This is a genomic window from Metabacillus crassostreae (assembly GCF_016908395.1).
Taxonomy (GTDB): domain Bacteria; phylum Bacillota; class Bacilli; order Bacillales; family Bacillaceae; genus Metabacillus; species Metabacillus crassostreae.
In genome coordinates, this window is record NZ_JAFBDU010000001.1 from 572257 (window position 1) to 592065 (window position 19809).

The following is a 19809-nucleotide window of genomic DNA, read 5'->3' on the forward strand; positions in this document are numbered from 1 at the left end:
TAGCAAGCAAAAGATTAATGTATTGCAAAAAGCTGTAGATATGTAGACGCGGTGTTGAGGTGAGGTTCATATGTTAATGATTTATAAAAATGTAAAGGGCAAAAGTTATAAGAAATTAATAGACTTACTCTCAAGAAATTGCAATCGTTTTGCTTTTGTTGAAGATAGACGAATGATGGAGATTGAAGAAGAGCGTCTTGACTATGTTGAAGAGATGATATCCGATATTAAATGGCATTTAATTGAAAGACGAATACAAAGTGAATGGGAAACCACAAGACTTGCTGAAGACACTGCTTACGTTTTCTATTTTAAAATGAATAATGCTACAACTCAATTTTTAAAAGAACGTAGTCATTCACTTTTTGGTTGGAATGGTGAGCTACCAGAAGATTTGATGTTTTATCACGATGATAAATGTATATTAGCTGTGTGTTCTCACGAAGAGTATTTTTTTGTGGAAGAAACAATTTGGGAAACTTTTTTATTGAAATAACTGGTGCTTTGTTTAATAAGGAGCAAGGTATATTTTTATTGTACTAATGGAGGCTATAAGCATGATTCATGACAAAAAAGATAAGTTTTTAGGAGACTCCGAAAAAAAGAAGGTTTTTTTTGATACGGATTGGTTTATTTTCATATGTGTATTAATCGCAGGCTTTATTTCGGTTTTCATTATTAAATAGTTTAGTATTGGTTAACATAAAGACTTTTGGGTTGTGAGCACCGGCGATTCTTGTTTTTTTATTACAAAATATATGATATTTAATAGAGCAACAATTCTGAAGGAAGAAATAAATCATTTGAGGTTATTATTTTATGTACTCTTGGAGAATTACAAAGTATAATCCTCTAAACAGAGATGAATATGGTTTCTATAAGGATAATAACGAATGGACTTCATATACAGATTTTGATACGAAAATCGATAAAAGTGAATACCTTGAAACTGAGCAAAAGTATATAGACTCTATTTTTTATTTTATGGAGGATTTGGGAATAGAAGCTGTGTACCTAAGTGATTTTGAGGGAGAAACGGACGAGCTTGAACACATTTTACCCATCAGTTCAAACCAAGAACTTAGTTTACAAGGAATAAAAGAAATAGCTATGTTAACTCTACGCGAAGTTGTTTGGTGTAAGTTGACTTTACAAGGAAAATTCTTTGTTCATTTCGGTTACGATTATTATATGTACATAGGAGCGTATAAGGATTGTCCAAAAGCTAAAATGAAGATAGAAAAAAGTGGTTTATTTATTGAAAACTACACTTCGCCTTATTTAGGTTAGAAAAACTGTTTTTGAACTAACAGGTGCTTATGTTGGAGTAGGTCCTTCATGATAATTATATTTAAAGAATCTGTAAGGTGTGTTGACTTTGAATAATAGGTTAAATTATTTAAAAATAACGATATGGATTTATCTTATTTCAGGAGTTATAAGTACGTTTCTACTTGTATTATTTGGTGGCTACGATCATCAGCAATCCAAAGGAATAGCAATAGTGTTCTTTACCTTTTTATTACTCTCTTCAATGATATTTTATTATTTTGTTAAGAAGATGTTAAGGCTAGGCAAATAATATGAGGAGAGCAATTCACCAAAGTGATGTGCTCATTTTTAATATTATTATTGAACAATGAATTATAATGAAAGTAAAGAGGACAAGTTGTACAGAGAGGTTAGAGATTAAGGAGTTGAATTAAGGGTGTGTAATGAAAAGGACATTCAAAAGCAGTTTTATAAGATTTATAAAGGCCTAATTAGCTCCTCTGAATTCGAAGAATGGCTTTATCATACACCTGAAATTGAAAGGGTTTATGGTGATACCTTTTACTTTAACCTACTTGATTTGAATTATAGAAGTAGACACATTAAAAACGAATTAGAGAAAGTTATTGAAAGAAAAATTCCAATTGGTGAGTATGAACAATTGAGGATTGTTTCATTATTAGAAAACATAATTAATGAAAAAAGTGAATTAGTAAAGATTTTAGAGCATTTATACGACGATTATTGTAGGGGATATTCCTTTCTTCGATTTTTAGAGCTTAATTATGTTACTGGAATAGAAGAAATACCCAAATTGCAACAAAAAGAACAATGGGATAAAAACGAATTTGATCGGAAAAGAGAAATATTAATAGATATTAAACCTAAGATGGTTAATGAAGCAAGGAGATTGCTAACATTTTTTCAAGATGGATTACTAGTAATAAACACTGTAAATGAATATGATGATTATCGTACAGAAGAGGAAAAGATAGAACTACATTATATTGAAAAAATGATTAATGATTAAATCGTTGTTGTGCTAATGGGTACAAGGGTTCAAAATCAAGAAGGAACTATAGTTCTTTTTTTTATTGAAGTAACGGGGAGTGTAGTGTAATTAACACAAAAGCTCGTTCCTAGAAGATACTCTTAACCCAACTCAAAAAAAATTTTTGAAGGAGAACCCCGAAGGACTTTCACCCCACTATGATTCCTCATGCTATAACTCGAACTCACTAAATTTGAGAACATCGACAGTAAATCACATTTTTTAGCCATTTTCTAGTAAAAAACGCTGAGTATAGAAACCATCTATGTCACTGTATCCCTCTGAATCTGGTTCTATAAGCATTGCATGAATCTTAACAACAGGCATTGCAATCTCAAGGACTAATGTAAATCGTCAGCTCTACAGCTCTCCCTTTGCTGGTGGTAGGGTGAGACTGAATACGATTAATTCGCAATCCAACAATACAGTGTATATAAACGATATAATATTTTTTCAAACCTTGTGAAAAGGTGTATAGAAGCACGTTAATAGAATAAGGATAATGCAAAAAAAATGTTGAATTTTCTCTTTAAACGAATAGGGGAGTTGTTTGTTAAATGAAAGATGTTAGGAAACTAATTCATACAAGGAAATTAGGGGTAGAAGAATCGGATATAAACTCAACAGAAGAAAAGTTAGGGGCAGTTTTTCCAGAACAATATAAAGAACTTTTCAAGTTAGTTAATCATGCAGAAATCGGTGAATGGATACTTTATCCTATTAAAGATCATAGAAATACGAAAAAGACCTGGGATGATGTTGTTAGACAAAATACTGAAGTCAGAGAAGAGAATATGTCGAAAGACCTTATTGCGATTGGTGATGATGGTTCGGGAAATAAATTATGTCTTAAAGTAAACAACGGAATAATGGGCAATGAAATTTATCTATGGTATCACGAAGATACAGAACTTGAAGAATATGCTCCTGATTTGAAAGAATTTATAATTTCAATATCAGAAGAAGAGAACGATGATTTTGAGGATGAGTAAACATATCACAAAGTATAATATAGGCATGCCACATGTTTTCGAATATTAGTATTGAAAATATCTTCTATATGATGCGGGTACAATATTATTTCAATAAGTTATAGTTTCACTGATATATGCAAAGTCAGCAGTACATAATAAAGTAATACTAAAGCAAAATAAGGTATAGTATATTGGTTGAATAGATTTTCTTTAAAGAAAAGTAGGTGAATAAAGTGGGGAAATATCAATTGGATACGAAAGGTCAGGTAGCTGTGACAAAGTATCATGAAAAGCAGAGACCTGCGAAATTTGATAAAAAAAAGCAACTTGAAAAAATACGTGCGGAGTATCTGGAAAAAAAGCAAAAACAAACAGATAAATAGTATAAATGAAAACATAGGAAGACTAACATCTACCTGTGTTTTTCTTTTTTCAATTGATGAAGAGTTTCAACAAAATTTTGATAAAAGGGAGGAAAATTCCTTTTATTCCTAAAGTATTAACTTCTTGTGAAATCTATTTTTCAAAACTAAATTTAATCATTTGCAACGTCTGTAATCTTAGCAATATTGGTTCTTCGCTAAAAAGTGAAAAGGGATGAAATTGAGTAACAAGGTCGTAGAAGGAAGAATTGCGGCATAATAAAAAGATGTCAGGGCAAAATTGTGGAGTAACCCTGCATCTCTTTTATATCTTTCTAGTTATTTATTTTCATTGGTTGTCTTCTTTTGTTCGTAATCTGGTATCATCAAAGGACCGATTATAACGAATAAGACAAAGCCTATCCAACGTAAGTACATGAAATCAGGTTTAAGAAACAAGAGATGAATTATAGAAATTAATGCGCCTAAGATAGTAAGGGAAATTCCTGCTGTTTTTCTTGAGAACATTTTCAACTTCCTCCCAATCCAATATTTTACATTCTATTATATATTAACAGAACTTTAAATAAATAGTATTGAACCACTTCTTTGACTTTCTTACTTTCTAGTGATACACTCATTTTATTAAAGACATTAAGAGTCTTTAATATCTTTTATAAACAAGGAGGTTATGTATGAGGTATTCAAACGCGACAAATTACGCATTGCATACGATGGTCCATTTAATGCTGCAGCCAGCGGACAGCTCGGTGGGAGTGCAGGAATTAGCCGAAATGCAGCATCTATCCCCGACTTACCTTTCTAAAATATTAACCAAACTTGCGAAAGCAGGTTTGATCGAGTCGACGCCTGGTGCAAAGGGTGGCTATAAAATCTCCAGAAAAAAACATGAAATATCCTTTTTAGATGTTATTCATGCGACTGAAGGAGATACTAGCTTATTTGACTGCTCCATTCATCATGAAGGCTGCTTGATTGAAAACGTAATGAGGCAGGCAGAGGAAAATATGAAAGCTGAACTGAAATCAAAGCTATTGATCAATATTGCTAAAGAGGCAGAATCCAAACAGAAATAACAATAAAGTAAATTTAAAGGAGTGAACAAGATGATAATAGACTGCGCTGTGATTGGTGGAGGTCCAGCTGGACTTAATGCTACATTAGTTCTTGGAAGATCAAGACGTAACACTGTCCTGTTCGATGACAACAAACCGAGAAATGCGGTTGTTTCAGAATCTCACGGGTTTATCACAAGGGACGGTATTGATCCTCAGGAATTCAAAAGGATTGCCCATGAAGAATTAAGTAAGTATCCAGACGTGAGAATCGAAAAACAACGGGTTCATCGAATTAATAAAGAATACACCTTGTTCCAGGTGGAGACAGAAAATGGGGAAGTATACAGAGCGAAAAAGATCATTATCGCAACTGGTTTTAAGGAAGTTCTTCCGGATATCCCACGAGTGAGAGAGTTCTATGGCAAGAGCTTGTTCAGCTGCCCTTTCTGTGATGGCTGGGAATTAAGAGATCGGCCGCTAGCAGTGATTGCAAATGATCAAAGGGCGCTTCATATGGCGAAAATGGTATCCAATTGGACGAATGATTTAATTATTTTTACCAATGGCAATAAGATACTTTCGCTTGAAGAACAAGAATTGCTCAAAAGCTATGGAATCAGTATAAATGAAAAGAAGATCGTCACTTTCATTGGAGAAGATGGAATACTGAATAAAATCCAACTTGAAGATGGTACAGCAGTGCTCCGTGAAGGAGGGTTTATAACTGCGGAATGGAAACAGGCTGCTTCTTTTGATTCAACACTTAAATATTCATTTAACGAGCATGGTGGAATTGAAACCGACAGCTGGCAACGCACGAATACGGAAGGGGTATTTGCTTGCGGAGATACGCGAATTGCCGGGCCGTCCCAATTAATTGTTGCAGCAGCAGAAGGCTCTTTGGCTGCCATGTCTGTGATTGCAGCACTGATAGAAGAGAAATTTAACCAGGATAAACACGCTTAAAAAAGAGGAGGATCTATATGCATCACCATAATGGAAAGCACAGTAAAGGAAAAGTATCGTACTTGGAAAGTCCCGAACGAAGAAAAGAATTCTCCCCGGAACAGCTGCTAAATATGATTCCTTTAAAGGAAACGTACAGCTTGTTGGACTTTGGCGCTGGTACCGGTTATTTATCCATCCCTGCGGCGAAAAGGATCAAAGGCAATCTATACGCGCTGGATATCGACTCTTCCATGCTAGAAATAATAAATGAGAAAGCCTTGAAAGAAAAGCTCACGAATATTGTTCCGGTTCAGGGAAGCATGGAGGAACTTCCTTTACCTGATGGCTCTATCGATTTGATAATTGCTTCTCTAGTGCTGCATGAAATACAGCCCCTAGCACCGCTGTTACATCAAATGAAAAATGTACTAAAAAAAGAAGGTTATTTAATCTGTCTTGAACTACAACCAAAAGGAAGTTCCGAGAAAGCACCGAGAATTACATTGGAAGGAATGGAGCAGGAAATGAAAGAAGCCGGATTTCAAGTAACAGAGAAGTTTTTCCTAGCGAAATCTCTATACATTCTCATTGCTCAGAAGCCTGATTAAGAGATTAAATTTCTGCTTAATTACAGATATTAAGTATCTTTAATGTATATAATTAAAGTTGATCTAAAGACGTGCATTTCTACAACAAGCGATGACTTTGTCTATGTAAATGATAATTTTAAAGAGATTAATTTAATAACTGGAAGGAAGAATGTATATAAAAAGAGAATAATTGGTATATCAGAAATTGGGGGGAGTTTATAAAATGGGTGAGAAATTATTGAGGGTTGGAACGACTTATATTCCAGTAACAAATGTACAGCTTTCAGCTGAATGGTATGTAAATAAAATAGGTGCAGAGTTATCTTATAAAGATGACGACAAAGCTATTTTAAACCTTGCAAATCAAAGTTTTTTTCTTGTGAAGTCAAATGAAAGTCAAAGTTCTAATTTTATTGATTTTTATGGTGCTGAATGTTTTTCTTTAACATTTGAAGTAAATGGTTTAGACGCATTGGAAGCACTGCATAAGGATTTTATAAATAATGAGATAAGAGTTGGAGATATTGAAAACAGGGGACACGCTGGAAGGAATTTTATTTTTTATGATTTAGATTGCAATAAATTTGATGTATGGAGTGAACTTAGCCCTATCTTCAAAGAGAAATATTTAATCTCAAAATAAAATCAAGATTTATTTTTTATTTAACTACCAAAAACTGTACCTTAAAAGCGGTGCAGTTTTTTTATTAAGGTAAATATAAAGTGAAGTAAGCAGGGATAACTCTGATTCAACAATAATAAATTATGTTTAGATCGTTTGCTATATAAGGCGCAGGATAGTTCAAGAAAATATAATATTTGAAGAGGGAATTATTATATTCACATTGAATATAAAAAGTTAACTTGAATATAGGATGTGTAGAATTTGATTTTTTTAAATCAGTTAATAGAACAAGCTAAGAATCCTAATGGAATCATAGGATCGATGATGTTGAGGATAATGAATACCGCTCATACTAATATGAACAAATGGGCTTTAGAGAAGATAAAAATGAAAGAAGAGTCGGTTGTGTTGGATGTAGGGTGCGGTGGCGGGAAAACAATACTATTATTATCAAAAATTAACACAAACGCGAAAATATTCGGTATAGATTACTCCGACCAAGCAGTTAAAGATTCTTTAAGAGCCAATAAAAACAATGTAGCGACTGGTAAAGTACATATTAAGCAAGCAAGTGTTACAGATATCTCGTTTCCAGAAAATACATTTGATATTATCACAGCATTTCAGACACATTATTTTTGGTCTGATTTAGAAGAGAGTGTTAATGAAGTTTGTAGAGTATTGAAACCAGGAGGATGTTTTTTAATTTCAGCCGAGTTATACAAAATAAATTATCATATGAAATCTTATAAAACAAAAGTGGAAATGGAGCAATTGCTTAAAAAGACAGGATTTGCTTCGGTTAGTTTTTATGAGCATGCAAATAAAAAATGGATTTGTATTAAAGGAATAAAAGAAAATAAATCTACTAATATTGGATAAGTATTATCCACAATCGGGCCTGAGTGTGAAAGATGTAATTTTTCATTTTAACTAATAAACATATTAAACGCTTCTCCAGTGGGATATAAATAATCAATAGATTTGAAGGTAGGGAGGAACTCTCTATTATTCTTAAAGTCTTAACTTCGTGTAAAATAGCTATTATCACAACTAAATTTAAATCGTTAACCCGTCTTAATTCCTTGATAATCATGGAGTTGAGACGTTTTTTTGTGAATTAGACTGTGTAAATGAGGCGTGAAGCAGAGTATAATCATCTTTTTTTGGAATAATGACCTATATATTTATCATTTTGACAAATATACTTGTCAAAATGATAAATATCGTTTACGATATTAGTGTGAGGTGATGTGAATATGAAAAGCAGACTGAAAGAGCTTCGTGCTAGAGAGGGGCTAAACCAAACACAACTTGCAAAGCTTGCAAAGGTTTCAAGGCAAACCATTAGTTTGATTGAACGTGAAGAGTTTATCCCGTCTTTATTAATCGCCGTTCGGATTTCCAGAATTTTTAGTGAACCTGTTGAGAATGTATTTTTAGTAGAGGAGGATGAATTATAACATGAAAACCTTGATACAACTCCTTTTTAGTGCGGTCATTGGATTTGTTGTTGTAACATTATTATTGAATGGCTTTACTTTTGATTTCACTAAATATGGAGAAACTATTGTTGTCGGTATGTTAGTACTTATTATCATATTGCTGGTGGTAAGCCTAGTAAAATACAGACAAATCATTAATTTGAATCGTAAAGAAGTTTATGGTGACGATGAAGACGAAGTAGATGTGCTGATTTATAAAAAGTTTACTGATTACTCATTTTGTGTTCAGGCTAGTCTTACTATCTCGCTTTTAGCTTTATGTATATCAGCTAGTATAAATACAACACTTATTCTCACAGTTATGGCGTCCGTAGGGATGATAATATGCTACCTTTTATCTATGCTTATCTCTCATCTAACACAACTAATTTACCCAGAGCGAGGTCTTCCGAAATTATCAGATGCAAATTATGCAGAAAAGCTGTTAGAAGCATCAGATGAAGGTGAACGACATGTTATGCTAATCGGATTCTATAAATCCTACAATTTACTCACTATATCTTTATTCATTGCCATTATACTTTCAACGGTTTATTCCATTACATCGGGTCAATCCCAACTATTTTCAATTATGGTAATGGGAGCAGTTTTACTGGTTGTCCATGGAAAGTATTGTGCATCGATTCGAAATAAATAAAAGGGTCACAAGAAATGTAACAGATGTTGTGCAGGCATGGTTATTCAAATCCGTTATTTCAGGGCTTTATACAGCTATTTTTTAGTGACTAACTATACAAATATTTGTTAAACCAATTTATTTAATGAAGTGTTTATAAACTAACGGAGCAGAATAATTCAGTAAGAAAACAAAAAACATTGGGCATATAACCCAATGTTTTTGTCTTTATTGTAGTTTTTCAAGGGCTAATTTCAACCCAAATCCAGTTAAGACCAGTCCTGTTGTTATGATACTTGGAATTTTAGTTGACATTAACAATTCTCGTAAATAGTTATGAAAAAAACATAAACAAAAAAACATGTTATTGATTGTAGGCTATAAATGATACCCATAGTAATGAGTTGAAACGTAACATTGTTTCCACTATTCACAAATTGAGGAAGAAAAGTAATGAAGATCATGGCAACTTTAGGATTTAAAACGTTTGATATTAACCTAGTTTAAAAGCTGATGAACTTCTACTTAGTTCATCCTAATTTCTTTATTAGGGGTCCGATTGTTCTTACTTGTAATAATAGAAGTAACACTAAGATAGATTAAAGAAGTTACTCCGATATAATTTTAAATGCAAAGATTCATTGGGTCTTTTTCTTCATTCCACTTTAAAATCTTTTTGAAAAAACATAGCTAACCTTGTCATATTCCATCTTATTTTCATAAAAGCGATGAGTATCTATTCGCTGTAATCCTGATGAGAGTGAAACCATATCAAAGCCATTTTCCTTTGACCATTTATGTACATAATTTAGAAGCGTTTCTCCATATCCTCTAGAGCGGCTATCGGCATCTGTAACTAAATCACAAACCCAAATAAACTTCCCATTGTATAATGTAATCATTGGCATATAGCCTGTTACTGCTACCATTTTTCCTTTATCATATAAAGCTAGTAGTTGATAATGCTCCTTTTCTGAAGCCTCTTGAATCAATTCAAGAAACTCTTCTTCACCCAAATGTGTCCTTAATTGTTTCATTACTGGAAAAGCTGCTTTCCATTCCTTCACGTTTTTCAGTTTCTTTATTAAAACAGATTCTTCATTTGCCATTAATATTCATCTCCTTTAATCCATATTAAAACACATCTGGTATAATCAAAAGTACCAGATATAAAGATTTTAATGGTACCAGATTGATTGTAGGAGAGACAAATATGATAGAAATAACACTTATTTTAGATAATAAAAACAGCAAACCAATGTACATACAACTTGCCAATCACATTAAACAAGAAATTTTGTGTGGAAGAATAAAACCAAATGAAAAATTACCCTCAAAGAGAAATTTAGCCAATCACCTTGGGTTAAGTATAAACACAATTCAGTCAGCATACGAGCAATTAAGTGCAGAGGGATATGTGGAAAGTAAACCCCGAAAAGGGTTATTTGTTACAACTGTTAACCATGATTTGAAAATTAACCAAAACCAAAGCTGTGAAAAGGTGGATTCAAAAACAAAATTAATACAAGAAAAACCAATGATCGACTTTAATTCAGGTAAAGTTGATTTACAACTATTCCCATATTCAATATGGAGGAAATTAACCCTTCAATCATTGTACGAGGACGAAGGAAAGTTGTTTTACATGGGAAATCCCCAAGGAGAGGTTAACCTTCGTGAGCAGATTTCAGCACACCTTTATGCTTCCAGGGGTGTTAGATGTTCTCCAGAACAAATCGTAATTGGTGCAGGAATTCAGGTGCTATTAGGATTATTGTGTTTAATTATCGGTAAAGAACATACCTATGCCCTTGAGAATCCTGGTTTCCATAGGACAAGAATTACTTTACAAGATTTAGGGGTACAAACTGTTCCTATATCTCTAGACGAAGATGGGATAAATATTACCCATTTAAAGAAAACAGATGCTAATGTTGTTTATGTTACACCATCTCATCAATTTCCAAATGGAATGATAATGCCTATCTCCCGAAGAATGGAACTGTTAAAATGGGCAGAAGAAAAGAATAGGTATATTATTGAAGATGACTATGACGGTGAGTATCGATATAAAGGGAAACCTATTCCTTCATTACAAGGATTAGATAAAAATGAAAAGGTAGTGTATTTAGGTACTTTTTCAAAATCGTTAATTCCTTCAATTCGTATAAGTTATATTGTATTACCATCCTCACTGTTGAATAGATACGAAGAACATTTTACTATATATAAACAAACAGTATCTCGATTACATCAAGATACTCTATTCCGTTTTATTAACGATGGACATTGGGACAGTCATCTAAATAAAATGAGGACACTTTATCGAAAAAAACATGAGACCTTAACCTCAGCAATTAAGAATCTTTTAGGAGAAAAGGTAAAAGTAATTGGACAGAAATCGGGACTCCATATTGTCTTGGAAGTGAAAAACAATATGAATGAAAACGAGCTAATTAGTAAAGCAGCCAGTAAGGGGGTAAAGGTTTATCCACTATCAATATATTATCAAGATGGACTTCAAAGCAAAGTTCATAGAATCTTACTTGGTTTCGGGGGATTAACAGAAACTGAAATCCATATAGGGATTAGGCTATTAAAAGTAGCATGGGAACTCTAACTAAGTTGATTGTATATTATTAAACTAATGGAATTCAGACATCTATCACCATGATAATCATCTAATAAAAGAAGGATTAACCCCCCTATTTAGTGGAAGTAATTCAAAGGACGGAGCAGATTTGTGGAACAATAAATTTTGGAAATAGTGGTAGAAAAGTATGAGTAAAAATATGCGATCTATATCTATCATCTTTTTAGGTAAATATATTCTTCAGGGCTCTTGCTACCGCATATAAAAGTGTGAATAAAGTGATATCAGAGCAAAGACAGAAAATGGAATTGGCAATTAAAGATATTACTGTGTTAATCAGTAATCAAAGATGAAGAATGGAGTAGTGTGAGTTTATGAGTGGAAAAATTGATGGTGAAAAAGAATATTTTTCATTTGAAAATATAAGGGTGGAATTAATTGATGATTTTAAGCAAAATAACACAAATGGCTTAGAAGATTGTGCACACTTTCTTATTGACTTTTATACTGAACACAGAAGCAGGTCAGAAGAAATGGAAATGACAATTTTCATTTTAATAGCTGAAGCTCTTATAGATAGAAAAGGTACTTCCCAATATGTTTTTAGAAAAGCACTAAATTATATAGAAAGCGGTAAACTACCCAAAATCTGGTCTAAACAAAGCATTAACAATATTGATATTAAACAAAGATTAGATGTACTACAAAAGGTAGAGAGCCACATTAAATTAATATAAATTACTTGAAGCTAGTAGTCGATAACAAGTTAGAAGACATGTTTAAATTTTGAATGCCTTTAGCCATTGAGAAGATAGATAATTATTATTCAATTTTGCATTAAACATCCTGTTATGAATCTGAAGTTATTTAAAACTACTATTTCCTCTTTAATTAGGTGACAGAAACCTAAAAACAACATCATAGATGGTTGAAACTTAAAATCGTCAGTAATTAACACATAACCTAAAAGCTAAATAGCAGTTATTGAAAAAATTCGCTAAATCTTGATGTTGGTAATGAGATAAGAGACTTTCAAAAGATCAAAAAGGTTACAGTTTGATATGTATATTTATTATTTAGATCAATCCAAAGTTTCTTATTGATTTAAAAGGGTCCTTTAGTTTAATAAGGAAGCCAGGAACTTATGTCGCTTAATTAATTCAGAAAAATAAATATATTCCTGGAAGGAATTAATTAGTGAAATAGAGAACTATAGTGTGAATGACTCACAATACTATAGTAAAGGTGAGTAGCATGAGTTTTCAGGCTGATAAGATATTCGTGAATTTAGCAGTAAAAAATTTAAATAAGACTAAGGAATTTTTCTCTAAATTGGGATTTGAATTCAATGCTCAGTTTACAAATGAATTCGCAGCAAGCATGATTATTAATGATAATATATTTGCTATGTTATTAGTTGAAGATCATTTTAAGACTTTTACGAAAAAAGAAATTGCGGATTCTACAAAAAGTAATGAAGTAATCTTGGCACTATCTGTTGATAGTAAAGAAAAAGTCATTGAGGTTGTAAATAAAGCTACAGAAGTAGGTGGAAAACCTTCAAAGGACCAACAAGACCATGGTTTTATGTTTGGATGGGGTTTTGAGGATATTGACGGTCATCTTTGTGAGCTTTTTTTTATGGATGAAAGTGCAATAAAATAATTTATCCTGATAATTAAGTGATTCATACTAAGGATTGTAGAGGTTAGCACATGATGTTTGCCTTTTTGATTACGTTAAGAAGGAATATGTAAAACATCGCTATAGTTGCCAAATAAAATTAAAGGGTGTTTATGTTCAAGAATTTATTTGCATCTGAGTCTCGATTTATTAATCGGAATATATAAGAAGATGTATAGGTTCTTTACAGAAGTTATAAGTAATAGTGAAAGTGAGATTTTAAAATCTTCAAAGTATGGGTCCAACTTCTTTACCGAAGCTTAATTCTGTTTGAAGGAAGGGCTATATTTGAGAGACTAAGGAGAGTTTCAAAGGATTCAACTATTAAACTAGTTTTAAAAGCTAGAAAACCATTATTTTTTTGTGAACAATTTCACTTAATGGGTGCAAGAGTTGAAGATCAAGACAAAGCAGTAGCACTTTTATGTTTATTGAAGTAAAGGGCAGTTTAATGCAATAAGAAGTCACATGAAAAATAAAAAGGTAATAAATTGGGAGAGATAAATGTTTCAAGTTGAACTGTATAATGTTATATGGTTATTTGTAGTAATATTTATGCTTCATGATTTTGAAGAAATTATAGCTGTAGAAAAGTGGTCAATGAAAAATAAAAACAAGATAACTGATGAAAGCAAATGGATACACAAACAAATCTGGAATTTTTGGAATGTCAATTCATATACCTTTGCCAAAAGGGATGTTTTTTATTTATAACAATGTCATTCATTACATTTTTGAAAATCCAAAACTTAGAAAGCTCATGGATTGGAGTAATGTATCTATCATTCTTAACATTTGTTTTACTACATAATGTAGCACATGTTATTCAGTCATGGTTATTAAAAACCTATACTCCAGGGCTTTATACAGCTATTTTTTTAGTGACTCCTTATACATTATATTTATTAAACCGATTAAATTAATAAAGTGTTCATAAACAAACTCTGCAGGTTATTTCAAGTAGGAATATCGCATTTTTTGTTTGAATTTAAGTAGTATGAATGGAGGGGAAGTTGTGAAAGAAATGGTTAAAGGAACATTTAATCAACTTGCAAAGGTTTACGAATATAATCTGGACACAACCAGCTTGTATAATAGTGAATATGAAAGACCATCAATGTTAAGTCAGTTGCCAGAAAACTTAAATGGTAAAGCTATATTAGATGCTGGCTGTGCTGCTGGCTGGTATACTTTCCAATTAGTCAGTAAAGGAGCTAATGTTGTGGCAACTGATATTAGTCCTGAGATGGTTGACTCTACAAAGAGGCGTATAGGAGAAAAGGCAAAGGTTATTTGTCTAGATTTAGAGGATGCATTACCTTTTGATGATAATTCTTTTGATTTTATTGTAAGCTCACTGACTCTACATTATTTAAAGAATTGGGATTATACCTTTAGTGAATTTCAAAGGATTTTGAAGCCTAAAGGTATCCTTTTGTTTTCGGTACATCACCCTATATCAGATATAAAATTACTCCAAGACCCTAAATATTTCTCAACTGAATTAATAATTGATAAATGGAATAAAGAAGGTAAATTATATGAAGTACCTTTTTATCGAAGACCTCTAAGTGATATTTTAAACACAACACTTAAATATTTTGCTATTAAAGAAGTTATTGAGCCCCAGCCTACAATGACATTTAAAGATAAAGCACCTGAAAACTATGACCGACTTATGAAAAGTCCACAATTTTTAATAATAAGTGCAATTTCAAAGTATTGATATAACTTCATAGAAGGAACGGGTGGCGAGTGTTCAATAGGAACAGTCGCTTTTTCACTAATTGTGCAGGGTAGTTCAAGAAGAAATTACTCACATGTATTGAAACTTTTTTCCATTTTAAGCGTATTAACATTAAATGGAAAAAAGTAGAGTTGTTAAGATGCAGAATACGAAGAAGGATATTTACGATATATTTTCACATTACCAAGATGAGGGATTTTATTATAAATATATTCCTGAAAAATGTTAAATTACATAAACACAAAAGATATGAAATACCCACTAATGGATCTATAATTGCATTTTAAATTGTGGATTTAATACTGGACTCTGTTTTACAGAGAAAGGAAAAGCGAAAGGTGGATTTTCTTGGAAGTTATTGAAGAAAATTTCAAATTGAGATAGATTTTTGAGGAAAGAAGAGTATTAAGATGAAGGAGTGTAAACAAAATTTGAAGCAAAAAATAGGAACCGTAGTGGGAGTAACACTTTTTATAGCAGTGATACTAGGCTTTATTATAGGGATTTACTTGTTTGGGATAGCGGGTATTTTTAAATTGCTTGGTATTCAGTACACTTCTGCTTGGTCATTGATTATTTTTGTTATTAGTTTTTTTATTCTCGCTTTTATTGTCGAACTGTTTTCTAAACCAATTTCTGAACTAATTACAGAAAAAATCACAGGGGAATTTGAAACTTTGCTTATCAAGTTTACTATTCAAAGTCTATCAAATTGGTTATCTCTTTCTATAGTTGATGTGTTTATGGGTGGTATTACTCTCACCTTGAAAACAGGACTTATAGTTGCGATATTACTGACTTCACTTGAAATGGTATTTGAAGATAAAGAAAATGAAAGTAAATCTTAAACAAGCGGGTGCTCTTCTAGGACTATGAAAAGGCGTGATTTCTTAAAGGTTCTCAAGTAAGAAGGTATATGTTTGGTATTGATAATGCATTTCGGTTCTTGTCAACGCGCAAACTTTAAAAAGGATGGGCACATTATAAGAGATACATAATATAAGGAAGGATTAACATAAAAGCATGCGTTTGTATTAGCCCTTACATTGATGTAATGGCTAAAGCTAATAACCATAGAACAATTATACCAAATCTAGTAGCAGCAACAATCTTTTAGAAAAGAGCCTTTTAATTAGTAATTGCATTTTTCATTTTTTGAAATAGAGATGCAGTTTAGCTGAACAGGCATCGTAGGAGGAGTTTTTTATGGAATTTTCTACTGAGAGATTAACAATTAGGACGTATCGGAGTGACGATATGCAAGATGTATTTCATATATACAATAATGAGGATACATGTAGATATCTCTTACATGATAATTGGACATATGAAAATATGCAGGAAAAATTTAATAAAAAGCTAAAAAACAGTGTACTCACAAAGGATACAGCTTTAAGTTTGGCAGTAGAAAGTCATAATCAAGTAATAGGTGATTTATCTGTGTGGTATACAGATATGAAAGATACTGTTGAAATTGGCTTTAGCTTTTCTGAAAAAGTTTCGGGAAGAGGTTACGCTTCAGAAGCAGTGAGTGGTTTAGTCAGGAAGTTATTTGAAGAGTTTTATGTGCATCGCATACAAGCCAATCTTGATGCAAGAAATAAATCATCACAAAAATTGTGTGAACGTATAGGTATGAGAAAAGAAGCGCATCTCATTCAGGATTTTTGGAATAAAGGTGAATGGACAGATAGCATTATATATGGAATGTTGCGTTCGGACTTAGACTAAAGCTGCAATATTTTAAAGAACCCTCCATGATTACATAGTAAAATAGCTATAAAAGAATAGGTCGAAGCAAAAGCAAGAGAAATTAGATAGACGTATACATGTTGTTAAAATATAATGTTATTTACTTTAAACATAATAGATTAATATCCTAGTTTTGTTGTTTTATATTGTTTATTAGTGAGGAGACTGAATATGAAATTATCAAAAAGAAAACAACACATTTTAATTATTTTCGTTATTGTACTTTTATTTTCTTTATCAGCTTGTTCTACTAATCTTGATTTTGATTTATATGATGGTAAATCTTTAAGCATAGCAGTTATTGGAGATCCACCAAAAATTAAAGAGGAACAAGTAAGATTCAGTGAAATTTCTTTTAATGATTTATCAAGTGAAAAGTTAGATTTATATGATGCAGTCTTTATTATGAAAGATAATCTCTACAAAGCTGCAGAAAGTGAATACTCAGATGTATACTTAGAATCCAATATCCCATTCTTTTTTATATCTACTACAAGTCATATTCCTTTTACTGAAAAAGATGTTGAATATGATGAGTCTTGGGATTGGACTCCTGGTAACAGCTATACTGTAGGGGTTCTTAAATCTGAAGGAGATGACAATATAAAAGTTTGGGAGTGGGGTTGTATAATGATAGAAAGGGAGAAGATACTATACAAGATATGTATTCGATGACCTTCAAGAAAATAGAACAATTTGAACTTTAACAAACTAATGGTTCTACAAAAAGGCGCATTTAACGAAATGCGCCTTTTTTCATAGAATCTAAAATTGTAAATTTCTAGTATAACTTTATTGGATAAATATGTTAAAGTATAATGAGTCTTATAAAACTATAAAAATTTAGTAACAAGAAAATAGTTGATTATCCTTTTGTTTTCTATTATCTAAATCATCAATATATAAAGGTTTATATAGTCATAGAGGTGCAATAATGAACTTTAGTAAAACCATACAAACAGCATTGTTTTCAGGAAAGCTAGTGCTTAGAACTAGGTTAATTCCACTCGTATTTATCCTATTACATAGTTATATATTTTATATATTCTACTTATATCGATATGACACTTTTTCTCCACCAAGTGCTTTAAATACGTCGAGTCAGTTGGTCATCGCGGGGATGTTAACCTACTTATTATTTGGTATTTGGATGATTCGTATAGAAGAATCTAGTAGTATGGAGGAGTTATCTACCATTATCCATAAGGGTTATTTCACGATGTTTATAGGTAAATGCCTGGTTGGAGTAACCTTTATATTACTAGGTCAAATAAGTATTTTTGTAGCCTATCTGCTCTTTTTTTATGGACAACCTATATTAGAATATTCTTATCTTAGATCTGTATTCATCTACATAGGTCTTTTTTGGAGCGGATCCTTTTTTATTTCTTATTTAATTGGAATGCTTCTTGCAAGTTTGATAAGAGGGAAATTTATTTATCCACTATCATTAGTTGTTTATTGTATGTTAATCCCTATTAATTATGTTTTTTTAGAATCCTTAAACAGGTTTTTTCATGTACCTTTAGATAAATGGTTTAATTTAGGTGAACCTAATCCACATAGTAATTATCACGCTTTATACGGATTCTCACTAGAACCTGCTCATTTTTGGAAAAAACTACTTTTGATTACTTTGATTTTTCTCATATTTTTGATGCTTTTTATTAAGAAAAAAATAGTTTTTGTAAATAAAAAGCTTATTCTAACAGCGGCTATTTGTGTAATTATTGTTATTGCTTCCACTTTTGGATTAATGAAAGAGAAGCAACTCTTAGTCGATGACACAATTAGAATAATAGACTACTATCGGAAATATGATACTGATATTCGAATTGAGATGCAGAATATAAAGCTAGAAAATGTAAATATTCTTTTAGAACCAAAGGAACAATTACATTTAGAGGTTGATATTGAGGTACTAAATACGGGAGATAATAACTTAAGTAAGCTTTTCTTTACCCTCTTTCATGAATTAAAAGTAAATCATATAGAAATTGATGGGAAAATTGTAGAATTTCTTCAGGATGGAGATAGAGTTGAAATTCGTTTAAATAAAGAGCTTGGTATAGGTCAGAAAGTTAAGGTTACGTTTGATTATGAGGGGCTTCAAACAGATCTATATTTTGGCAATCAACAATCAATATATTTACCAAATCACTTAGCGTGGATTCCTAGTATCAATTATGCACCTGCTTTTGACATTGTTACCAAACAAAATGGCTTACATAGAATTTCCCATAAATATATGCAAGAGACGAACTATCAACTAACAGTCAATTACAATAAAAAAATCTATACTAATTTAGACAAGAAAGAAAAAAATAAATGGAGCGGAAACAGTTCTTCTGGAATAACTGTTATTTCGGGAATGTTAAATGAAAAGAAATATCAGGATGTAACGATCATATATCCTATCACTTGGGAGGATTCAATCCACGGTTTTGGAAAATTTGAAACCTATGTTAACAATGTATACACTCATTTGAAAAAGGGACTTTCTATAATAGATGCGAATAAACCAAAGCAAATTTACTTTCTTCCTACAACTAATATTAGTGATTCTTTAGTTGGGGAAAGTGCTTTCATTGATCATGAAAGCATTATAATAGGAACTCCAATATATCTAGATATAGATCGTGATTTTTTCAATCTCTTTTTAGATGAATTAACTTATGAAATCGTCCCTGCTTTTACAACAAGGGATTTACCTTACGATAAACAGCAATATGAATTTAACACCTTGTTCAATCTTATATATGCACGACTATTAAATAAACAAATGAGATTAAATGATGATACTGACCATGTTAATAATTTTATAGAACATAAATTAACAATTAATGAAAAGGTAAACTCTGTATTAGGGAAATTGAATACATGGCTTAAAAAAGATGAAGCAAATAATAGTCACCACCCTCTCTATAAAGAATGGTATAAACTAGTTCGAGAAGGACAAGGCTGGGCTGAATTAAATACATTGTTGAATAAGTACAATAATATGTGAGGTGA

At 31.8% G+C, this 19809-nt stretch carries 25 protein-coding genes; 24 read left to right on the plus strand and 1 reads right to left on the minus strand.

Translation table 11 applies throughout. The features are described 5' to 3' along the window. The first annotated feature begins 70 nt into the window (after window positions 1-70). The 14 genes from JOC75_RS03180 (at window position 71) to JOC75_RS03235 (ending at window position 9043) form a co-directional block, all read left to right on the plus strand. Window positions 71-496 carry a stage III sporulation protein AH gene (locus JOC75_RS03180; protein ID WP_204952655.1) on the plus strand — a complete coding sequence of 142 codons (426 nt, stop codon included), beginning with the start codon at window positions 71-73 and terminating at the stop codon, window positions 494-496. A gap of 61 nt (window positions 497-557) precedes the next feature. Further along, window positions 558-686, plus strand: a complete 129-nt coding sequence (locus tag JOC75_RS24150; protein ID WP_275580239.1) for a hypothetical protein — start codon at window positions 558-560, stop codon at window positions 684-686. 133 nt (window positions 687-819) lie between these two features. After that, window positions 820-1290, plus strand: coding sequence for a hypothetical protein (locus JOC75_RS03185; RefSeq protein ID WP_204952656.1), 471 nt, complete (start codon window positions 820-822; stop codon window positions 1288-1290). 88 nt (window positions 1291-1378) lie between these two features. Then, the gene (locus tag JOC75_RS03190; protein WP_204952657.1) at window positions 1379-1582 is read left to right on the plus strand and encodes a hypothetical protein; all 204 of its coding nucleotides are present in this window, start codon (window positions 1379-1381) and stop codon (window positions 1580-1582) included. A gap of 126 nt (window positions 1583-1708) precedes the next feature. Further along, on the plus strand, window positions 1709-2302 hold the full coding sequence (locus JOC75_RS03195; RefSeq protein WP_204952658.1) for a hypothetical protein: 594 nt from the start codon (window positions 1709-1711) through the stop codon (window positions 2300-2302). Window positions 2303-2880: 578 nt separating this feature from the next. Next, the gene (locus JOC75_RS03200) at window positions 2881-3315 is read left to right on the plus strand and encodes an SMI1/KNR4 family protein (protein WP_204952659.1); all 435 of its coding nucleotides are present in this window, start codon (window positions 2881-2883) and stop codon (window positions 3313-3315) included. 230 nt (window positions 3316-3545) lie between these two features. Then, window positions 3546-3680 (plus strand): hypothetical protein, encoded by a 135-nt coding sequence (locus tag JOC75_RS24155; RefSeq protein WP_275580240.1) that lies wholly within the window; start codon window positions 3546-3548, stop codon window positions 3678-3680. 674 nt (window positions 3681-4354) lie between these two features. Further along, the gene (locus JOC75_RS03205; protein ID WP_204952660.1) at window positions 4355-4756 is read left to right on the plus strand and encodes an Rrf2 family transcriptional regulator; all 402 of its coding nucleotides are present in this window, start codon (window positions 4355-4357) and stop codon (window positions 4754-4756) included. Window positions 4757-4786: 30 nt separating this feature from the next. After that, window positions 4787-5704, plus strand: coding sequence for an NAD(P)/FAD-dependent oxidoreductase (locus JOC75_RS03210; protein ID WP_204952661.1), 918 nt, complete (start codon window positions 4787-4789; stop codon window positions 5702-5704). A 17-nt stretch (window positions 5705-5721) separates the two neighbouring features. Next, the gene (locus JOC75_RS03215; protein ID WP_204952662.1) at window positions 5722-6294 is read left to right on the plus strand and encodes a class I SAM-dependent methyltransferase; all 573 of its coding nucleotides are present in this window, start codon (window positions 5722-5724) and stop codon (window positions 6292-6294) included. Window positions 6295-6499: 205 nt separating this feature from the next. After that, window positions 6500-6919 carry a VOC family protein gene (locus tag JOC75_RS03220; RefSeq protein WP_204952663.1) on the plus strand — a complete coding sequence of 140 codons (420 nt, stop codon included), beginning with the start codon at window positions 6500-6502 and terminating at the stop codon, window positions 6917-6919. Window positions 6920-7162: 243 nt separating this feature from the next. After that, window positions 7163-7783: a class I SAM-dependent methyltransferase gene (locus JOC75_RS03225; protein ID WP_204952664.1), complete on the plus strand. Its 621-nt coding sequence runs from the start codon at window positions 7163-7165 to the stop codon at window positions 7781-7783. Window positions 7784-8160: 377 nt separating this feature from the next. Beyond that, a complete protein-coding gene (locus JOC75_RS03230) occupies window positions 8161-8364 on the plus strand; it encodes a helix-turn-helix transcriptional regulator (RefSeq protein WP_204952665.1) in 204 nt (67 codons plus the stop codon). A 1-nt stretch (window position 8365) separates the two neighbouring features. Continuing rightward, window positions 8366-9043 (plus strand): DUF3169 family protein, encoded by a 678-nt coding sequence (locus tag JOC75_RS03235; RefSeq protein ID WP_204952666.1) that lies wholly within the window; start codon window positions 8366-8368, stop codon window positions 9041-9043. A gap of 644 nt (window positions 9044-9687) precedes the next feature. Here JOC75_RS03235 and JOC75_RS03240 read toward each other — a convergent pair. Further along, entirely contained in the window at window positions 9688-10131 is a 444-nt protein-coding gene (locus JOC75_RS03240) for a GNAT family N-acetyltransferase (RefSeq protein WP_204952667.1), read from the minus strand. Between the two features lie 104 nt (window positions 10132-10235). Between JOC75_RS03240 and pdxR the strand changes: the two genes are divergently transcribed. The 10 genes from pdxR to JOC75_RS03290 all read left to right on the plus strand — a co-directional run bounded on the left by pdxR (window position 10236) and on the right by JOC75_RS03290 (window position 19804). Beyond that, window positions 10236-11642, plus strand: a complete 1407-nt coding sequence (pdxR, locus tag JOC75_RS03245) for a MocR-like pyridoxine biosynthesis transcription factor PdxR (RefSeq protein ID WP_204952668.1) — start codon at window positions 10236-10238, stop codon at window positions 11640-11642. Between the two features lie 347 nt (window positions 11643-11989). Further along, window positions 11990-12352, plus strand: coding sequence for a hypothetical protein (locus tag JOC75_RS03250; protein ID WP_204952669.1), 363 nt, complete (start codon window positions 11990-11992; stop codon window positions 12350-12352). 517 nt (window positions 12353-12869) lie between these two features. Continuing rightward, window positions 12870-13280, plus strand: a complete 411-nt coding sequence (locus JOC75_RS03255; RefSeq protein ID WP_204952670.1) for a VOC family protein — start codon at window positions 12870-12872, stop codon at window positions 13278-13280. A gap of 522 nt (window positions 13281-13802) precedes the next feature. Further along, window positions 13803-14012 (plus strand): HXXEE domain-containing protein, encoded by a 210-nt coding sequence (locus tag JOC75_RS24160; RefSeq protein WP_204952671.1) that lies wholly within the window; start codon window positions 13803-13805, stop codon window positions 14010-14012. A gap of 2 nt (window positions 14013-14014) precedes the next feature. Beyond that, window positions 14015-14221 (plus strand): HXXEE domain-containing protein, encoded by a 207-nt coding sequence (locus JOC75_RS24165; RefSeq protein WP_204952672.1) that lies wholly within the window; start codon window positions 14015-14017, stop codon window positions 14219-14221. A gap of 101 nt (window positions 14222-14322) precedes the next feature. Then, complete coding sequence (locus JOC75_RS03270) at window positions 14323-15024, plus strand: class I SAM-dependent methyltransferase (protein ID WP_239589328.1); 702 nt, start codon at window positions 14323-14325, stop codon at window positions 15022-15024. 452 nt (window positions 15025-15476) lie between these two features. Beyond that, window positions 15477-15893, plus strand: a complete 417-nt coding sequence (locus JOC75_RS03275; protein ID WP_239589260.1) for a YrvL family regulatory protein — start codon at window positions 15477-15479, stop codon at window positions 15891-15893. A gap of 358 nt (window positions 15894-16251) precedes the next feature. Further along, window positions 16252-16776 (plus strand): GNAT family N-acetyltransferase, encoded by a 525-nt coding sequence (locus tag JOC75_RS03280; RefSeq protein WP_204952675.1) that lies wholly within the window; start codon window positions 16252-16254, stop codon window positions 16774-16776. 192 nt (window positions 16777-16968) lie between these two features. Further along, window positions 16969-17472: a hypothetical protein gene (locus JOC75_RS03285; RefSeq protein ID WP_239589261.1), complete on the plus strand. Its 504-nt coding sequence runs from the start codon at window positions 16969-16971 to the stop codon at window positions 17470-17472. 259 nt (window positions 17473-17731) lie between these two features. Further along, window positions 17732-19804 (plus strand): hypothetical protein, encoded by a 2073-nt coding sequence (locus tag JOC75_RS03290; RefSeq protein WP_204952676.1) that lies wholly within the window; start codon window positions 17732-17734, stop codon window positions 19802-19804. Window positions 19805-19809 lie beyond the last annotated feature (5 nt).

What these genes read in the sequence shown, in the direction of transcription:
- JOC75_RS03180 (WP_204952655.1), top strand. Translation starts at nt 71, where the DNA reads ATGTTAATGATTTATAAAAATGTAAAGGGCAAAAGTTATAAGAAATTA.
- JOC75_RS24150 (WP_275580239.1), top strand. Translation starts at nt 558, where the DNA reads ATGATTCATGACAAAAAAGATAAGTTTTTAGGAGACTCCGAAAAAAAG.
- JOC75_RS03185 (WP_204952656.1), top strand. Translation starts at nt 820, where the DNA reads ATGTACTCTTGGAGAATTACAAAGTATAATCCTCTAAACAGAGATGAA.
- JOC75_RS03200 (WP_204952659.1), top strand. Translation starts at nt 2,881, where the DNA reads ATGAAAGATGTTAGGAAACTAATTCATACAAGGAAATTAGGGGTAGAA.
- JOC75_RS03205 (WP_204952660.1), top strand. Translation starts at nt 4,355, where the DNA reads ATGAGGTATTCAAACGCGACAAATTACGCATTGCATACGATGGTCCAT.
- JOC75_RS03210 (WP_204952661.1), top strand. Translation starts at nt 4,787, where the DNA reads ATGATAATAGACTGCGCTGTGATTGGTGGAGGTCCAGCTGGACTTAAT.
- JOC75_RS03215 (WP_204952662.1), top strand. Translation starts at nt 5,722, where the DNA reads ATGCATCACCATAATGGAAAGCACAGTAAAGGAAAAGTATCGTACTTG.
- JOC75_RS03220 (WP_204952663.1), top strand. Translation starts at nt 6,500, where the DNA reads ATGGGTGAGAAATTATTGAGGGTTGGAACGACTTATATTCCAGTAACA.
- JOC75_RS03230 (WP_204952665.1), top strand. Translation starts at nt 8,161, where the DNA reads ATGAAAAGCAGACTGAAAGAGCTTCGTGCTAGAGAGGGGCTAAACCAA.
- JOC75_RS03235 (WP_204952666.1), top strand. Translation starts at nt 8,366, where the DNA reads ATGAAAACCTTGATACAACTCCTTTTTAGTGCGGTCATTGGATTTGTT.
- JOC75_RS03240 (WP_204952667.1), bottom strand. Translation starts at nt 10,131, where the DNA reads ATGGCAAATGAAGAATCTGTTTTAATAAAGAAACTGAAAAACGTGAAG.
- pdxR (WP_204952668.1), top strand. Translation starts at nt 10,236, where the DNA reads ATGATAGAAATAACACTTATTTTAGATAATAAAAACAGCAAACCAATG.
- JOC75_RS03250 (WP_204952669.1), top strand. Translation starts at nt 11,990, where the DNA reads ATGAGTGGAAAAATTGATGGTGAAAAAGAATATTTTTCATTTGAAAAT.
- JOC75_RS03255 (WP_204952670.1), top strand. Translation starts at nt 12,870, where the DNA reads ATGAGTTTTCAGGCTGATAAGATATTCGTGAATTTAGCAGTAAAAAAT.
- JOC75_RS24160 (WP_204952671.1), top strand. Translation starts at nt 13,803, where the DNA reads ATGTTTCAAGTTGAACTGTATAATGTTATATGGTTATTTGTAGTAATA.
- JOC75_RS24165 (WP_204952672.1), top strand. Translation starts at nt 14,015, where the DNA reads ATGTCATTCATTACATTTTTGAAAATCCAAAACTTAGAAAGCTCATGG.
- JOC75_RS03270 (WP_239589328.1), top strand. Translation starts at nt 14,323, where the DNA reads ATGGTTAAAGGAACATTTAATCAACTTGCAAAGGTTTACGAATATAAT.
- JOC75_RS03280 (WP_204952675.1), top strand. Translation starts at nt 16,252, where the DNA reads ATGGAATTTTCTACTGAGAGATTAACAATTAGGACGTATCGGAGTGAC.
- JOC75_RS03285 (WP_239589261.1), top strand. Translation starts at nt 16,969, where the DNA reads ATGAAATTATCAAAAAGAAAACAACACATTTTAATTATTTTCGTTATT.
- JOC75_RS03290 (WP_204952676.1), top strand. Translation starts at nt 17,732, where the DNA reads ATGAACTTTAGTAAAACCATACAAACAGCATTGTTTTCAGGAAAGCTA.